The sequence below is a fragment of the Salmonella sp. SAL04202 genome (assembly GCF_046550775.1).
Classification (GTDB): Bacteria; Pseudomonadota; Gammaproteobacteria; order Enterobacterales; family Enterobacteriaceae; genus Salmonella; species Salmonella enterica.
In genome coordinates, this window is record NZ_JBGDXK010000006.1 from 102,778 (window position 1) to 122,477 (window position 19,700).

The 19,700-nt window shown below is 47.2% G+C and carries 3 protein-coding genes; 1 reads left to right on the forward strand and 2 read right to left on the reverse strand.

All coding sequences use genetic code 11. From position 1 onward, the window contains the following. The first annotated feature begins 348 nt into the window (after nucleotides 1–348). Nucleotides 349–630 (forward strand): YjcB family protein, encoded by a 282-nt coding sequence (locus ACLJQJ_RS20405; RefSeq protein ID WP_000719058.1) that lies wholly within the window; start codon nucleotides 349–351, stop codon nucleotides 628–630. 276 nt (nucleotides 631–906) lie between these two features. Here the strand turns inward: ACLJQJ_RS20405 and siiF are convergent, their stop codons facing one another. Further along, a complete protein-coding gene (gene siiF, locus ACLJQJ_RS20410; RefSeq protein WP_063809036.1) occupies nucleotides 907–2,973 on the reverse strand; it encodes an SPI-4 type I secretion system protein SiiF in 2,067 nt (688 codons plus the stop codon). A gap of 39 nt (nucleotides 2,974–3,012) precedes the next feature. Beyond that, nucleotides 3,013–19,695, reverse strand: a complete 16,683-nt coding sequence (gene siiE / locus ACLJQJ_RS20415) for a non-fimbrial adhesin SiiE (RefSeq protein ID WP_108679513.1) — start codon at nucleotides 19,693–19,695, stop codon at nucleotides 3,013–3,015. Between the last annotated feature and the right edge of the window lie 5 nt (nucleotides 19,696–19,700).

The following is a 19,700-nucleotide window of genomic DNA, read 5'->3' on the forward strand; positions in this document are numbered from 1 at the left end:
GGGTATACATCTTTACTCCTTTCTTTTGATAAATAACTTGATATTTTTATCAGGTCTGAATTTCACGAAAAAAATAAAAGAGTAGTAATAATACATCTTTGCTTTCCGGCAGTTTCTCTACGGACGCGTAGAAGTCACACAAAAAATACGGTTATAAAACGCACAAAAAATACATTGCCGATCTGGCGAACAAGCTGGTTTTTGTGATATAGTTCACAAAAACAATGAAATAGAAACAATGTTTCATTCGATGTTGATGTGACGTCCGTCGATAGCCAGAATATCCCATGCTTCCCGGGAGCAACGCCGCGCTGTCCTGGACAAAGGTCTATTCAGAGGAAATGTTTCATGGCTGCCATAACCACTGGTGTCGTTCTTCTCCGTTGGCAACTGCTGAGCGCCGTGCTCATGTTTTTAGCCAGCACGCTCAATATCCGTTTCCGTAAATCAGATTATATTGGTCTGGCGGTGATCAGTAGCGGTCTGGGCGTGGTATCCGCCTGCTGGTTTGCCACCGGTTTACTCGGTATTACCATGATGGATCTCGCTGCGATCTGGCATAACATTGAAGCCGTAATGGTCGAAACGATGAGCCAGACCCCGCCAGAATGGCCGATGGTGCTGACCTGATACGCTATTGCTGCCGCTGAAGTCGCCCACCGGTTATCTCAACGCGGAATCGCGCGCCAGGGGTAGCCTTGCGAACCATCACGTCCCTCACATAGCCGTTGATGAGGGCCGCCAGGTGTGGTTATCCAAAAATGGCAAGTGGAATAGCCCTAACAGAATCGAGCTAAACTTATTGAAAACATTGCCGACTCGTTAAATGACAAAAAGACCCGTTTGTGCAACGGGTCTTTTTTATTAAGTAGTACCGCCTGATAACAGCGACAAGCGCTGCTTATTTTACGTTAATAATTTATCCGGAGAACAATCACGGATTATTTTTCCACCTTTCATTACCAGGACCCGGTCAAAATACTTTATCAGATATCGACGATGCGTCACCATGATCAACGTTTTCCCATGAATAAACTCATCTAAGTTATCAAAAATTTGCTTCTCGGTATTCTCATCCAGATTTGATGTTGGTTCATCCCATAAAAAGACGCTGGCGTTACTGCTCAGACTACGAGCTAATAATAACTGCTGCTGCTGTCCGGATGACAGGTTTTTAGCCATAAAATTCACCGGAAACTTCAGCCCCATAGGATGTTGCAAGATAAAACCACAGTTCGCCAGATGAAGCGCCTTGAGTACCCGGCCCCTGTCGTTTTGCGGTTTTAACGCGAAATTACTTTCAATGGTTCCGGTGAATAAAACATCATGTGTCGTCACCACACTTAAATGCTGAGAAAAAAAGTTCTGCGATAAATGTCCTAAGTTATATCCATCATATAAGATGGCACCGTCTGTTGGCGAAAGGTAGCCAGATAGCATTCCCAGTAATGAGCTTTTTCCTGCTCCGCATTCGCCTACCACCGCGACACGTTGCCCCGCAGGTATGTCTATAGACAGTCGGTTAATAATCATCGGAGATTGAGCATCATACTGATAACTCACGCCCCGGATAGAGATATCGCCATTGCACTTTGATATTGACTGTAATGCCGGTGTTTTTTCTGCCTGATCTTCATCAAAAAAAGAAAGCAGATCCTTACCGGTTTTTTCTGCTGATAAAATAGAGATTAATGTAGAAGAAAAATTCGAAATGATCCCGGAAATACGACCAGAGACAATGACAGATGAAACAATTGCGCCAGTAGTAACATCACCCTTGATTACCATAAAAAAGGCTATTACCATAATGGTTATTTGGGTAATAGATGACATACTCCCCAATATAGATTGATAGATAAGATTTAATTTCCTTATCTTCAGGTTAAGATACGACTGTTCATTTGATGTGTTGACCCAATCAAAAAGTAAACCTTGATTATTTAAGGTATGGATCATTTTAATAGATAAGAAAACTTCTGAGATAAAAATATTCCTGTTCTTCTGTCCTTCTTTTTGTTTGTTCATTAACTCATTAGTATAATGGTGGTTAACGAGGGAAATAATAATAGAGACGATAAACATGGTAACAGGGACAATAACGACCAGACCTAAATTTACATATATAACAATGAGAAATATAATAAATATTGGAATATCGGCTATACGTTGAAAGATCGAGTTTAATAAAACGGGTTTAATTTTCTGAAACTCATTCCATAGCACAAATGCTGATGACATGGATCTGCCATTTTTCTTTTTACTATAAAGTACCGCTTCAAGAAATGCGATATCAATATCGACGTCATCCTGCCTTGCTGTGATAGACTGATAAATATCTTTCGAAGTACGAAGGATAAACTCAAAAACAATAAATACAGCAACAATTATAGCCACGCCAAATAAAGATGAAACCGAAGCACTTGGAACAAGCTTATCATAGAACAGATTACTAAATACTGGGATAGTTAACGCAAAAATTGCCATAAAAAGAGATGAAAAGAAGTATTTAGTATAAAAAATCTTGTTCATCGATAAAGAGTTTTTTATGATATTTTTTACTCTTATACTATCAACAACTTTATTTAAAGGTAGTATGCTAAATGCAGATAACTCTTTTAAGTATTCATCTTCAATTTCAACATAACAGAGTTCACCGCGCGCGTTTACCAACTTTATTTTTTGCCCGCCGCTCACACACACCATCCACTTCATTTCTGGTGTTAATAGTAAAATCGGCATAGGCTCATTTAGTAAATCTTCACCATTATTAAATAATATATCCTGTAGAGAAAGCCCTAACGACAAAAAGAAATTCTTCATTTGTATAGAGTCGTCAGTGTTATTTCTGTCGTATTTTTTAAATCTTAAATTTATATCATCCTCTTTGATGTCAATTTTTATGTTGAATTTTTTAGACACTATAGATAATGCCGTTTCCGCACTTAAATAATAAGGTTCTAGTTTTTTATCCATAAGTAAACCCCCTCACCCAAAGGTGAGGGGCCTCCGTTATTATGCGTGTTCTTCTTGATTATCTACAGGTAGCGTAACTTCATTAACGGCGAAAACATCAATAGCGCCGTTATTGTTGTGCCCTACAGAACTCGTGGAAGGGGAATCATTAATATCATCCTCGGTCTTTCCTCTTGCATTCATTGCGTTCACAATATCCGCCGAGGAGTGATCGACTGAGAATGTTTTCTCCTTAATCAGGAAATCATCGTCCTTATCAATGAATTTCACGTCCATAGTATATTCACCATCTTCCAAAGATAGCGGAACTTCGAATATTGCTTTCTGGTTAGTTATCGGCAGAGTAAACTCTTCTCCTTCAAACATAACACTGACATTAACAATATTCTCAGGTACTGATATTTCAAAAGAAGGTGTCTGACTAATTGAACGATCTATTTCATCACCAGAGTCAGCGTTTAACAATGTAATACTATAGGCTGTCTCCTTCACCACGCTTTCTTCCGCCGCCGACGGCACAGTTCGAAGATGCGTAGCGCTTTCGGCATTCACTGTTTCAGACTCCGGTGGAGTAACCGCTGTTGCCGTGGCATCATCGATCTCATCGTCATGCTGGCTATCCGCTGTTACCGTCACCGTTGAGTCAACCGTCACCTCCAGCGAAGCAGATTGCAGTGAGTTCCCCGCGCGATCCACCACCGTCACGCTCAGCGTGTAGGTACCATCATTCCAGGCGGCTGGCGGCGTGAAGGTCCAGCCATCCGCGCCTTGCGTCGCCTGATAGATGTCTGTCACGCCATTATGCGTCACGTTTACGGTCACCCCGGTCACATCAGCATCAATATGCTGCAGCGTGAACTTAGGCTGGGTGTGATTGTGATTCGTCACGTTATCGCTGTCTGAAGCGCCATTGTCTTCACCTGCTGCCAGCGCAATCTCCGGCACGGTCAGCGTACTGTCGATCGTAACGGTAATGGGTAACGAGTTTTTCTGATTACCCGCGGCATCGCTTGCGATTACCGATATCGTATAGGAACCATCAGCTAACGGTGTACCTGGCGTAAAGAACCAAACGCCATCGGCATTTTTTTCAGCATTATATACGGTCCCATTGATATCGACCTGAACGACCACAACATCGCTTTCCAGATTCCCGATAATAAAGGTAGGTTGCTTATCTCGCGTAATATTATCGCCCACCGTACCACTGTCTGAGTCTGGAGATAATGAAATAACAGGAGTCTCTTTCATGATATCGAGAGGGACATCATCACTCCGGTTACCAATCGCATCCACACTCGTAATGGTAAACTTCCCTTCCGATGGATACGGGATCGCCATACTCCATTTACCATTATCAGGAACGGTTAGCGTATAAGTATTCCCATTACTATCGGTTATTATTAGCTGAGATTTGGCTTCCGCCGTTCCCTGCATAATAATTAGATCGTTGACAATATCTGAATAAGTTACGACCGGAGCGTTTGGCGGCGTTCGATCAATAAATATTTCATGTACCTCTTCCTTACGGTTGCCTGCGTTATCCTCAATACTCAACGTGATATCGTATTTCCCTTCCGGAAGCTGATCGGTCGATAACTCCCACTGCCCATTAGCCGCAACAACAGCGGTTGCCAGCGTGACCCCTGCCACGATTAATGATACCGTAGCGCCAATTTCCCCCATACCTCTCATGGTAATAGTGGAGCTATTACTCCACCAGTCCGTTTTCGATGATGATTTATTGTCATCAAGCTCGCTGGTAAATACCTGGATATGCGTATCGACCCAAATGGAATACTTTTCCTGATTGACGTTACCAGCACGGTCCGTAGATTTAACAGTGATATCCAGCTGGCCTTCTGTGAAATAAAGCGGGTTCACCGGCATCTGCCAGTGGCCTTTGTCATTAACCCAAACTTCCCCCACATTTAAGCCATTAATGATGATTTCTATTTTGCTATTGGGCTCGGCACTGCCACTAAACAATAAGTTACGTGTCGTGTCCGTTATATATATTTTGCCATCACTACCGGTCATCTCTGCTAACGTTTGTCCGCCGATAGAATCAATGGCGACAGGCGTCGTATTAAAGGTATCGATAGTAAAGTTTAGCGTTTTCGAGGTAGCCGTGTTGCCTGCTTTATCGGTGATAACATAATAAATGCTATGGGAACCATCGCCCAACGGTGACTCAGGTCGATAAACTTGATTTCTGTCCGTCACCGTGATCGTATCGACTAGCACTCCATCAATGAAAATCTGAACACTCTGGTTCATTTCTCCAAAAATACTAAACGCAGGCCGGGTTTGACTCGTTATACTATCATTACTGAAAATACCGTTATCAGATCCTGCCATCATAACAGGATTATCGATAAACGTACTGGTATCTATCGTGACGAGTAAGCGAGGCGATTCTGCCGTATTACCTGCCGGGTCTTCGGCAACCACTCGGATAGAATATTCACCATCTTTTAACGCATTATCAAACTGATAGGACCAGGTTCCATCTTCAAGCACAAGAACATTTGCCACGATCTTTTCATCCACATAAATATGGATTGTGGCTCCCGCTTCTGCGGTGCCTACTAACACAGGCTTGTTGTGACTAGTAATCAGATCGTCAAGTGAACCAGAGTTGCTCGCATCTTCAAGGTTGAGCGTTGGGAAGTCGGTTGATGAATCGACATCCACGCTATAATCCTTGCTCACTTCAGTGTTACCAGCAACGTCAGTAATGCTGAAATGAATATTAAACTTACCATCATCTTGCAGCAGTATCGGCGCGCGCCATGTGCCATCAGCCTCAACCATAACAACGTTGACTAATTTACCATCGACAAAGATGCTGACCTGAGAACCTGCCTCCCCGACACCTGAGACTGACAACGCCCGGTTATTAGAGAGGGCCGGTAATGAATCTTCATCAATGTCAAAGACAGCAATTTGAGAATCGATTGTCACGGTTGTAATCGCAGACTCAACCCGGTTACCAGCAGTATCCGTAGCAACAAATTGCACCTGATACTCGCCGTCGGCGCTATTTGCCGGCATGGTATAGCTAATATTACCTGACGAACTCGCCTCTACTGTGCCTTGTAACACACCATTAATATAAACCTGTACCGTCGCGCCGGGATCGGTCATGGCAACCAGTACCGGAGACTTATTATTGGTAATCAGATCATATTTATCACCGCTATTAGTATCCCGACTTAATGAAATATCGCTGATTTCAATCTGCGTATCATGTTCTATCAGAATATCTTTTTGTTGGCTGTTGCCCGCTTTATCTTCCGATACCACGACAAAGGCATTACTACCTTCACGCAGATCTAATTCTGCGCTCCATCGACCATCATTGCCTACCACCAGGGTAGCAATAACCACCCCCTGCGGATTCCTGATGGTTAAAGTACTTCCGGCTTCGGCAGTACCATCGATGGTGACATGAGATTTATTGGTGATCCAGTCGCCAACTTTGCCACTGTCATCAGCTTCGCGTAATACCACGGTTAACGGCGAAATTACCGTATCCAGTATCACATTCTGCGGACCAAACTCTCTGATATTGCCGGCAACATCTTCAACTTTAAACGTTAATTCATAATTACCGTCATTACCCAAAGCGGGTAATACTACGCCCCAGTGTCCTGTTCCTGTGGTATAAGCAATCGCTTTTTCAACGCCATTCACAAAGATAGTGATTTTGCTGTTTGGCTCACTGGTGCCGCCAATCTCCGGCGTCACCGTGTTGATATATCCGCCCTCATGCATTCCAGATATATTCCATACCAGTTCAGCAACCTCGGTATCGATAGTGACATCAACGGCGGTGGAACGCAGTTCGCTATTATCGCGAGGGTTGACGATACCCACCTGGACGACATAATGGCCATCTTTCATTTCCGATAACTGGAAAGTATATCGACCCGCTGTATCCGCTGTCGCCTCGCCGACCTTCACGCCATCCACATAAATACTCACAATCGCATTAGGTAACGTGTTTCCAACCAGGGTCGGCGTTTTATTATTCGTGGTAAAGTCTCCTAAGGCACCACTATCGCTCTCCTCGCTGAGCTTTATGGTTGGAGGCGTGACATCAATAACAGGTATTACGACAGGAAAGTCGACCTGCGACGATTCATTACCCGCTTTATCTTTGGCAACAATGCTCACAACATAGGAGCCTGGCGCTAATACTGATGGCGGCGTCCAACTCCATTCGCCATTCGCATTGGCGTTTGCCGAGCCGACCACTTTCCCATCCCACTGAATCATAATCGTCGAGAACGCTTCGGCGAGCCCTTTGAACTCAGGACGCAGGCTGGTTGCCTCATACTGATCATCAATAGATGGATCCGAAAGGCGAATGGTAGGATCGATCGTAACCGTATCGATAGTGAATCTTTCCTGCGTTTGCGCAGTATTTCCCGCGACATCTGTTGCGACGACGTTGATGGTATACATGCCATCCGGCAGTATATTCGGCGTCACACTCCAGTTGCCATCGGCGCCAACCGTAATCGTGTGTTTTAAAACCTCCCGACCTGACTTATCGTCAACAATGGTAATCACCAGTTTCGCATTAGGCTCTGCAGTACCTTCGAATTTGGGATTTTGCTTATTCGTAAGGTTATCGCTATTGGAGCTGCCGGTATCAGACGCTGGCTCCATTCTGACACTGACGCTTGTCGTGGTATCAATGGTAAAGGGCAGCTTAGTTTCAGAAGTATTTCCGGCAATATCTCTGAAGACAACAACGGCTTCATATACGCCATCGTTTAACGCAACGGGAACCTGAAATTCCCAGAGGTTATTGCCATTTGCCGTAACCGGATAAGAAACGCCGTTAATTCTGATTACCACAGTATCAATATCGGCGGGTACATTGCCAATAACGAAACGTGGTTTAGTGACACTCGTAATATTATCAACAGCGCTTTCGCCAGTATCATCCGCATCCAGCAAATCAATACGGGGATCAGAAACAACAGTGTCTATTGTGAATGATACCTCTTTGCTAATTTTATTACCTGCGATATCTTCAGCCACTATTTCTATTTTGTAAGTTCCATCCACTAACGGTGTATCAGGGGTAAATAGCCATTTATTACCTGCCCCCTGAGTCAGTGTGCTGGATTTCCCGTTTAAAATTACCGTCACGCTCTGCAGCGGTTCTCTGGCTGAAATTTCAAAACGTGGAGAGGTAATATTCGTAATACCATCCGTAGAATCCTTTCCGGCGTCGTCCAGCATCACGACGCTCAGGCCGTCAATCTGCGTATCCACGGTGAAGCCCAGCGTGGAATTTGCCGTATTCCCTGCCCGATCCGTCGCCTGGACATGGAGAGTATAATGACCATCAGACAATGCGCTACCTGCAGTAAATTGCCACTGCCCGGCCGCATTTTTACTGACAGGCGTCCAGTTTACGCCATCGAAAGAAACCAGCACCGATGTCACATCATCAGGCGTTGCAATTTCAAAAGAGGGACGGGTAGCATTGGTGACATTATCGTGATCGTTGACGCCGCTATCTGTTGTTAACGTAACACTGTCAATCTGAACCTGCGTGTCGATTTCAATCTTCAGTTCAGCCGATGTTTTGGTATTACCAGCAATATCCGTTACGGTAACAGAGATCGTATGCTGACCGTCAGACAGCGGTTGATCCGGCGTAAAGGTTAAATTCCCCCCTGTGTTTTCAATGGTGTAATCCCGACCATCAAGATGAACCACAATGTGTGATACATCATTATCGACATTACCGATAATAAACACCGGTTTGTTAATCCTGGTAAGATTATCATTAGTATCATCACCAGTATCATGGGTGGGATCGAGTACAATTGTCGGCTCTCGCAGAGTCGTATCAATCGTAAACTGCAGCGTTTCTTGCGCAACGTTGCCGGCGATATCAGTCACATCAACCAAGAGAGTGTGTTGCCCATCAGGTAATGCCGAACCGACATTAAATATCCAGCGGCCATCCCCTCCTTTTGTGAGTTCAATCCAATTAGCGGCGTTATCGATTTTAACGCGCACATGGGTAATATCATCAGCGGTAACAATACTAAACTGCGGCTTGTCGACTTTGGTAATGTTATCTACATCGCTATCACCGCTATCTGTAACCAACGTGACGCTTTCAATTTCAGCCGTCGTATCTATCACAACAGGTAATGGTTTCGATGTCGCGGTATTTCCGGCCTTATCTTCAACCGTAACGGTAATATTATAAGAACCATCCGGAATGGCATTGCCTGGTGTAAATTGCCAACCAGCCCCAACCTTAGTCGCGTTATAATCATGACCATCAATCGTCACCACGACTTTGATAACATCGGGGTCAACATTACCAATCGTAAAGGTGGGTCGTGAAATATTAGTAATATTATCGGCGGTATTCGCTCCGGTATCTTGTCCTGCGTCTAAAGCAATAGTAGGAACCTGTATATTAGTATCGATATTAAATACTAAATCTTTATTCGCAATATTACCTGCCTCATCCGTGGCCTCTACGCGAAGGGTATATGTGCCGTCAACCAGAGTATTCGGGCTGTCAAAAATCCACTGTCCGTCGGCATTTTTGCGTATCACATTCCAGTTAGCGCCACCATCCAGGGTTACGCGTACCTGGATGACATCACCGGGAACGTCAATTCTGAATGACGGTTTAGCAACATTCGTTAATTGATCATTCTGCACGCCAGTATCATTAAGCAATACGATATTGTTAATGGTTGTCGTGGTATCAATACGCACCTCTAACGGCGCAGATTCTTTTACATTCCCCGCCAGATCTTCCACCACAACGGCTAACTGATATGAGCCATCAGCCCAGCTCGCAGAAGGCGTAAAGCGCCATTGACCATTGGTGAATACCGCCGTTTCCTCGTGCGTTTTACCGTTGTAAGTTACTTTGACCATCACGCGCGTAACGTCAGAATCAACCTGGCGTATGTCGAACACAGGCCGATCGTGTTTGGTGAGGCGATCGCCAACAGTACCGCTATCTTCGCCGGCCGCCAGCTCAATCACCGGCGTAGTCAACGAACCGTCTATCGTCACCTTTAAAGGCGCGGATGTTTGCTGGTTGCCTGCCACATCTGTTACCGTCACGGTGAATGTGTAGCTACCGTCCGCCAAAGCAGAATCCGGTCGATAGCGCCAGCCGTCGGCTGATTCGGTGAGTACCACCGTTTTAAACGTGCCGTTATGCTCAATACTCAATTCCACGTGTCGAACATCTTTATCGATACTCCCCAACACAAATACTGGTTGAGTGACGCTGGTCAGATTATCGTTCTTATTCTGTCCGGTATCCTGATCGGGCGCCAGCTCAATGGTTGGCGTCAACAACGTGATGTCGATAGTGAAATTGAGCGTCTCCGTCATCTTATTACCCGCACCGTCAGTCACTTCCACGGTCAGGGTATGCTGTCCCTCTGGCATATCCGTCGGCCAGGTGTAATCCCAAATGCCAGCCGTCGAACTCTTGATTGCAGTAACCCAGGTCGTGCCGCCGTCAATACTCAGAAGAACCTTTTCCACATCATCCGGTACCGAGATCTGGAACTGCGGACGCACATGTTTTGTCACATTATCGCCAGGGACGCCGCTATCGTTGACTAATTCAATACGATCAATGGCTATTTGCGTATCCACTGTCACCGTCAGCGGCGTAGACGGACGCGTATTTCCCGCCCGATCCTCCACTGTCACCGTCAGCGTATAATCACCGTCGCCCCACGGCGCTGGCGGTGTAAAGCTCCATCCTCCAGCCCCCTGTGTCGCGGTAAACGAGGTTGTCGTTCCATTATGCGTGACGCTGACTGTAACGTTGATAACATCCGAATCGATATTCTGCAGAATAAAGGTCGGTCGGGTGCGATTGGTCATATCATCGCCAGGCGTACCGGTATCATCCGTGCTATCCAGCGCAATGGTCGGCGTCGACAACCGGGTGTCGATGAAAAATTCAAGCGTTTGCGTCGCCGTATTGCCCGCTCTGTCGGTGACCATGACGGTTAGGGTGTGTTTTCCATCGCCCATATCCGTTGGCCAGGTATAGCCCCAGACGCCTTCGATACCCTGCGCCGCGCTCACCCAGTTTGCGCCCCCATCAATGCTCAGTTGCACAGAATTCACATCCGCCGGCACCGTGATCTCAAACTGCGGACGGGTACTGTTAGTTAGATTGTCATCAGGCACGCCATGATCATTGACCAATGTAATATCAGTAATGCTGGTTTGCGTATCTACCGTCACTATCAGCGGCGTGGACTGGCGGACATTCCCCGCGTTATCCTGGACTTCTACCGTTAGCGTATAGCTACCGTCCGCCCAGTCAGCATCTGGCGTAAAGCGCCACTGTCCTCCAACCTGGGTTAGTGTCACTTCCTGGCTATTGCCGCCCTGTGTGATCCGCAAAATGACCGAGTGCGCATCGGCGTCAATATTGCCAATGGTAAAGCCCGGTCTTTTGACGCTCGTAATATGATCGCCAATGGCGCCTGTATCGTCCCTGCTATCCATAGCGATGGTAGGCGTTGACAGCCGGGTATCAATGGTAAAATCGAGCGTCTGCGTCGTCTGGTTCCCCGCCTTATCGGTCGCTTCTACCGTCAGGGTATGTAGCCCGTCGGTCACATCTTTCGGCCAGGTGTAATCCCAGATCCCTGCCGTGCCCTGTGTTGCACGAACCCACGTATTACCGCCGTCGATACTCAGACGTACCTCGTTGACATCCCCTGGCACCGTGACGCGGAAGTGTGGACGAACGTCATTGGTCAGGTTGTCGCCGGGAATACCGTTATCATTAACCAGTTCAATATCATCAATGGCAATATGGGTATCGACCGTAACCGTCAGCGGTGCTGAGTATTTTACGTTACCCGCATCATCCTCCACCCTCACCGTCAGCGTATGACTGCCATCCGCCCACATACCGGTCGGTGTCACGCTCCAGATGCCGGTCGCGCCTTTGGTGGCCGTCAGCACCTCTTTCGTGCCGCCATGCTGTACCTCAACCGTGACATACCGTGCGTCCGCGTCAATATTGCCCAGTATAAACGTCGGCTTATTCACGCTGGTCAGGTTATCGCCTTTTGTTCCGCTGTCGTCCGTGCTGTCCAGAGCGATAGTCGGTTCTGACAGTAGGGTATCGATGATGAAGTCCAGTTTCTGCGTCGTCTGGTTTCCCGCCTTGTCGGTCGCCTCCACTGTCAGGGTATGCTTACCCTCTCCCACATCAGCCAGCCAGGTATAATCCCAGACGCCCGGCGTCGCGCTCTGGGTAGCGTTGAACCACGTCTTGCCGCCGTCAATGCTCAGGCGTACCTCGTTAACATCCGTCGGTACCTTCACCTGGAACTGCGGACGCACGTTATTAGTCAGATTATCGTCGGGAATACCGCTGTCATTGACCAGTTCAATGTTATTAATGGCGATTTGCGTGTCCACCGTCACCGTCAGCGATGCAGAATGGCTGGTGTTCCCCGCTTTATCTTCGACTGACACACTCAGGGTATAATCACCCGCCCCCCATGATGTCGGCGGCGTAAAGGTCCATCCGCCTGTGCCTTTCGTGGCGTCAAATGTGGTGGTGACGCCGCCATGCTCCACGCTGACCGTAACGCGAACGGCATCATCATCAATATGTTGCAGGTTAAATGTCGGCTGGGTGCGATTGGTCATGTTATCGCCCTGGACACCGGTATCGTCCGCACTATCCAGTACAATAACCGGCGTCGACAGCGTGGTATCAATAGTGAAGTCGAGCGTCCTGGTCACCGTATTGCCTGCGTTATCAGTCGCTTTCACCGTTAACGTGTAGTCATCATCTGCCAATGTCTTTGGCCAGGTATAATTCCAGACGCCCGACGTCGAGCTTTGCATCGCCTTAACCCAGGTTACACCGCCGTCAATACTCAGACTGACTTCGTTGACATCCCCTGGCACCGTGATGCGGAAATGTGGATTGGCGTCGTTAGTTAGATTGTCGCCCTTAGTACCGCTGTCATTAACCAGTTCAATATCATCAATGGTGATTTGGGTATCGACCGTAATCGTCAGCGGCACTGAGTATTTTACGTTACCCGCTTCATCCTCCACCCTCACCGTCAGCGTATGACTGCCATCCGCCCACATACCGGTCGGTGTCACGCTCCAGATGCCGGTCGCGCCTTTGGTGGCCGTCAGCACCTCTTTCGTGCCGCCATGCTGCACCTCAACCGTGACATACCGTGCGTCCGCGTCAATATTGCCCAGTATAAATGTCGGCTTATTCACGTTGGTCAGGTTATCGCCTTTTGTTCCGCTGTCGTCCGTGCTGTCCAGAGCGATAGTCGGCTCTGACAGTAGGGTATCGATGTTGAACTCCAGGTTCTGTGTTGCCTTGTTTCCCGCCGCGTCGGTCGCTTCCACCGTCAGAGTGTGAGAACCGTTAGCCACATCGGTCAGCCAGGTGTAATCCCAGACGCCCGGCGTCGCGCTCTGTGTGGCGTTAAACCACGTTTTGCCGCCGTCAATGCTCAGGCGCACCACGTTGACATCCGTCGGTACCGTCACCTGGAACTGCGGGCGCACGTTGTTGGTCAGATTGTCATTGGGGATACCACTGTCGTTAACCAGTTCAATATTGTCGATGCCGATTTGGGTATCGACAGTGACCTTCAGCGGCGCTGAGTGGCGAATATTACCCGCCTCATCTTTCACCGTTACCGTCAGCGTATAGTCGCCATCAGTCCACGCGCTGCCGGGTACAAAACGCCACTGCCCGTTAGTCTGCGTCAGCTCCACCTCCTCGCTGTGACCATCGCGCATCACCTGCACGACGACCTGAGTCACGTCAGAATCAATACCGCCGATAATAAAACCCGGCGTTTTAACGTTAGTCTTATTATCGTTGGCGGTGCCGCTATCATCTGCGCTGTCCAGCGTGATGGTCGGTGTCGACAATGTGGTATCAATGGTAAAATTGAGCGTTTCCGTCGCCGTGTTGCCTGCAACATCGGTTGCTTTCACTGTCAGGGTATACGTATTTTCGACCAGATCTGTCGGCCATATATACTCCCAAACGCCGTCAGACGTCAGCGTTGCGTTAACCCAGTTGATGCCGCCATCAAGACTCAGTTGCACAGAGTTCACGTCCGTCGGTACCGTAATATGAAACTGTGGACGTGCTTCATTGGTCAGGTTATCCCCGACAATACCCGTGTCATTAAGAAGCTCAATGCGATCAATAGACGTTTGCGTATCGATAGTCACCGTCAGCGGCGCAGAATAATTTGTATTACCCGCCTTATCTTCTACCTTTACCGTCAACGTATAGTCGCCATCGGTCCAGGCTGCGCCCGGCGTAAAGCGCCACACACCGCCGTTCTTAATCAACTCTATCTGTTGGTTCTTACCATCATGCGCCACCGTCACCACCACTTTGGTCACGTCGGCGTCAATATTACCGAGGGTAAAGCCTGGCATCTTAACGTTGGTGATGTTATCGCCAGCGGCGCTATCATCCGCACTGTCCAGGGTAATCGTCGGTTCTGACAGCAGGGTATCGATGATGAAGTCCAGTTTCTGCGTCGTCTGGTTTCCCGCCTTGTCGGTCGCTTCCACCATCAGGGTGTGAGGGCCGTTAGCCACATTCGTCAGCCAGGTATAATCCCAGACGCCCGACGTCGCGCTCTGCGTGGCGTCAAACCACGTTTTGCCGCCATCAATACTCAGTCTTACACCGTTAACATCCGCCGGTACTGTCACCTGAAAGTGCGGGCGCGCTTCATTGGTCAGATTATCGCCGGGGATACCGCTGTCGTTAACCAGTTCAATACGGTCAATGGCGATATGCGTGTCCACTGTCACCGTCAACGGCGCGGACTGCTTCACATTTCCGGCCCTATCTTCTACCTTCACCGTCAGGATATAGTCGCCGTCCGCCCAGTCGCTGGTCGGCGCAAAGCGCCACTGTCCGCCGGTCTGAACCAGTGGCACCTCCTGTTTAATGCCATTGTGCATTACCTCCACTATCACCCTGCTGACATCGGTATCAATATTGTTGAGGGTAAAGCCCGGCGTTTTAACATTGGTGACATTATCGCCCGCGATGCCGCTGTCATCTGCGCTGTCCAGCGAGAGGGTCGGCACAGACAGAGTGGTATCGATGGTGAAATCGAGCGTCTGTGTTGCCTTATTTCCCGCCTCATCGGTCGCTTCTACCGTCAGGGTATGGGAGCCATCGGTCACATCATCCGGCCAGATATATTCCCAAACCCCGGTTGCCTTCTGCGCCGCTGTTACCCACGTCTTGCCGCCGTCAATGCTCAGGCGCACCACGTTGACATCCGTCGGTACCGTCACCTGGAAGTGCGGACGCACGTTATTAGTCAGATTATCGTTGGGAATACCGCTGTCATTGACCAGTTCAATGTTATTAATGGCGATTTGCGTGTCCACCGTCACCGTCAGCGATGCAGAATGGCTGGTGTTCCCCGCTTTATCTTCGACTGACACACTCAGGGTATAATCACCATCCTCCCATAATGCCGGCGGCGTAAAGGTCCATCCGCCTGTGCCTTTCGTGGCGTCAAATGTGGTGGTGACGCCGCCATGCTCCACGCTGACCGTAACGCGAACGGCATCATCATCAATATGCTGCAGGGCAAATGTCGGCTGGGTGCGATTGGTCATGTTATCGCCCTGGACACCGGTATCGTCCGCGCTATTCAGTACGATGACCGGCACTGACAGCGTGGTATCCACCGCGAAATCGATGGTCTTCGTCACTGTATTGCCTGCTTTATCAGTCGCTTCCACCGTTAGCGTGTATTGACCATCTGCCAGGTCTGTCGGCCAGATATACTCCCAGCTGCCTGCCACGCCCGGGGTTGCCTGAACCCACGAATTACCACCGTCAATGCTCAGACGGACTTCATTGACATCCGTAGGTACCGCCACACGAAAGTGGGGACGGTCGTCGTTGGTCATATTATCGCCTTTCACGCCGCTATCGTTGACCAGTTCCACCCCATCAATGGCGATTTGGGTATCGATAACGACCGTCAGCGGCGCTGAGTAGTTGGTATTTCCTGCCTTATCTTCTACTTTCACCGTTAACGTGTAGCTGCCATCCGCCCACGTATTCCCTGGTGTAAATAACCAACTACCATTGAGGTGGGAAAGTTCGATCTCTTCGCTCACGCCATTGTGCATCACCTGTACGACGACCCGATGCGCATCGGCATCAACACCGGAAATAGCAAAACCTGGCTTATTGATATTGGTCAGGTTATCGCCTGTAACCCCCGTATCATCCTTAGAAAGCAGGGAAATCACCGGCGTTGATACTGTGGTATCGATAGTAAAATCGAATACCGCGCTGTTCGCTTTATTACCCGCAATGTCCTCAACCTTGACATAAACCTGATGCAAGCCTTCCGTTAAATCTGAAGTAAAGGTATAGGCCCATGAACCATCAGGTTGTTGCGTGGCAACACCGATCTGCGTATCAGACATGGCATCCCATACCTGAACACTGATAATGTCCGGATCAATATCTTTTAGGTGCAAGGTAGGTTTAACGATATTCGTTAAATTATCATCTGAAATTCCCGAATCTGAATCCGGGCTCAATGAAACTATCGGTATTGAAATAGCAGTATCGACGCTAATTAAGAAAGGATCCGAATGAGCAATGTTGCCAGCGATATCTTCAACTGAAGCGGTTATTCTATGATCGCCATCAACCAAACCTTGATCGGCTTTCAGGGTATACTCCCATCTGCCATCTTTATTTGTTCTGACCTCAGCGATCAGTGCACCATCAACATAGAGTTTAACCGTTGAATAGGGTGCAGCGGTTCCTGTCAGTGCAGGATTCTTTTCATTAATAATATGGTCTGTATTATCAACCCCCGTATCGTTGACCAACTCTATTGTTGGTTTTTGCGTTTGCGTTACGATTTGGAAATTATACGCTGATGAGGAGGCAGTATTACCGGCAATATCTTCTACCTTTACCGTTACGTCATGCGAGCCATCGGATAACGCTGTGGTAAACTGAAAATTCCATACACCATCATCGCCAGCAATAGCCTCGCCACTTAACACACCGTCAACATAGATGGAAACCTTAGCATTAGCTTCAGCCATCCCGGTAAACAACGGCGTATTAATTTTAGTAATCATATCGCCTTTAACGCCAGAATCAGCGCTATCATGCAACATAACAGTAGGGATCGGCGTAAAGCTATCAATGGTAAGCTGATAATCTACAGATGACGTTCTTCCTAAAGGATCGATGGATTCAACCGTAATCTTATAAACATTGTCAGACAGATTTCGGGAAATATCAAAATTCCAGTTACCGTCTGCATCCGCAGTCGTCACGCCTATCGTTTTACCATCGATAAGGATATTTACGGTAGCAAACCTATCCGCTGTTCCCAGTAATGTCAGAGCATTATGTTTATTGGTAATCCAGTCGCCTTTTGCACCGGAATCATCACTGGCATCGAGTTCCGCTTTTGGAGGTACAACTTCAGTTTGAATAGTAAAAGAATATTTAACAGTAGAGGATTTATTGCCGGCGGCATCCTGAGAGATGATTTCAATATCATAGGCGCCCTGAAGAAATTTATTACTAAACTGATAATTCCAGGTCCCGTTTGAGTCAACCTCAATGCTGTCATATAATTTACCATCTCGCATCAATAAGATGGTAGACTTTGGCTCTGCCGTACCGACTAAAGCCGGTAAATCATTCCCTGATAAAATTATACCATTCGGCAAAACAACATAATCCTCCAAAGAAACCGTCGGAGGTACAGGGGCAATAGTATCAATAACGTAACTAAAGGAAAAATCCTTTTTGTTGCCAGCGACATCTTCAACAGTGAACGTAAGATTGTTAACCCCTTCCACTGAGTCTGAAGTGAAATTGAACGTCCATTCTCCCTTGTCATTCGCTTTAAAAATAACCTCTTCGCCAGTCTCACTATTTATGACACTGATAATAGCATTTGGCTCAGTTTTACCTGTAAAGGTTGGGCGAGTATTGTTAGTAACGTTATCTCCGACAATACCGCTATCATCAGTCGTTTCAATCTCAGCGCTGAAATAGCTGATACGGGTATCAATAGTAAAAGGCAGATTTGCCGTCGCAGAGGTATGCCCGGCAATATCAGTAGCTGTTGCTGTTATATTGTATTCGCCATCCTTGAGCGGCGTAGTAAGCGTATAGCTCCATGTCCCATCTTTAGCAACAATGACCTCACCAAGATGCTTAAGTCCAAGATAAATAGAGACTGTAGAACCGGGTTCCGCCACACCAATAAATGTTGGCAGGGTGCTATTTGTAATGTTGTCATTTTTAATGCCGGAATCACTACTATCATCCAGCTCAATCGTCGGCTTTTCCGGAGGAATGGTGTCGGTTATGATACTATCCGTCGTTTCGTTTTTATTACCTGCTTTATCTACAGCAACGACTTTTATACTATTTTCGCCCTCAGATAATTCATTATCCTTAAATTCATAACTCCAGTTTCCATCTTTATCGACATCAACGCTGGCAACCAGTTTATTATCTACATAAATGTCAACCTTAGCATTCTCTTCCGCCGTACCAACAATTGAAGGCGTCAAGGTCGGCGTTAAGCCCTTATGACCGGACACACTACTTTCAGGCGAAAGCTCAAATGTTGGCTTATCGGTAACGGAATCGATAGTAATGACAAGTTTGGCGCTACCGCTCCCATCAGCAGTCTTGGCCTCTGCCTCCAGATTGTATGTTCCATCAGTCAATGTTTCAGGCGCAGTGAAGGTGAAGTTACCCAAACTATCCGCTACAGCCTGGCCGACAGCAATACCATTAATTTTAATAATGACCGTGGCATTGGGAGCAGTGCTACCTACAAACTGAGGTTTGGTAAAATTAGTTATACTATCATCTTTGCTACCGCTGTTACTTTCGGCCGCAAGCGCTAATGTGACTTTAAGCGGCTCTTTAACAGACTCGGCATCGAGCTTATTTTCCTCATTTTTACTGCTATTACTTTTGCCAGTGCTGGTATTTTTATTAATAGGTTGAGGAAGAACTTTTTCAGCATCGTTCTGTTTAGAAGCCTGCGTTGCTTTAGCCTGTGTATTTTGCTGGGAAGCATCGCTTTGCTGAGCCAGATTGTCTTTTGCTACATTGTCAGCCAAAAATTCCTGGAGCATTTCTTCCATTTGCTTTGACGAGTTCTGTACTTCAAACGCTTCATTGAGCGCTTTTTCTGCAGCCTCCTTAGCTTTCTCTGCTTCTTCCTTCGCCTTATCAGCTTCTTTCTTTGCGTTTTCAGCATCGTCAAGCTGCTTTTTTAATTCCTCTTCTTCCTTCTTATTTCGTCGTTTGCCATTACCTTTCTTTTCTACCTGAGCAGAATCAACCAATGAGCTGTCAATTCTCTCCAGTTGAATATCTTTTAAATCTACGCTGCCCAGAATTTTAGCGCCGGTAATAGTCTTATCTTTAAATTTAACAGCGAGGTTATTGCCTTTGATACTTGAATAAAGAGCGCCATTGACAATGATCACTGAACCACGCGACGTGGTAATGTTCATGTCTGGCCCGGAAAGAGAAACTTTTGCGCCTTTGGCATTACCCAAAGAAGATAAATCAATTACAGAATTTTGATCGGCAAAAAACTTTTGTATGCTTTTATTTCCCATAATAT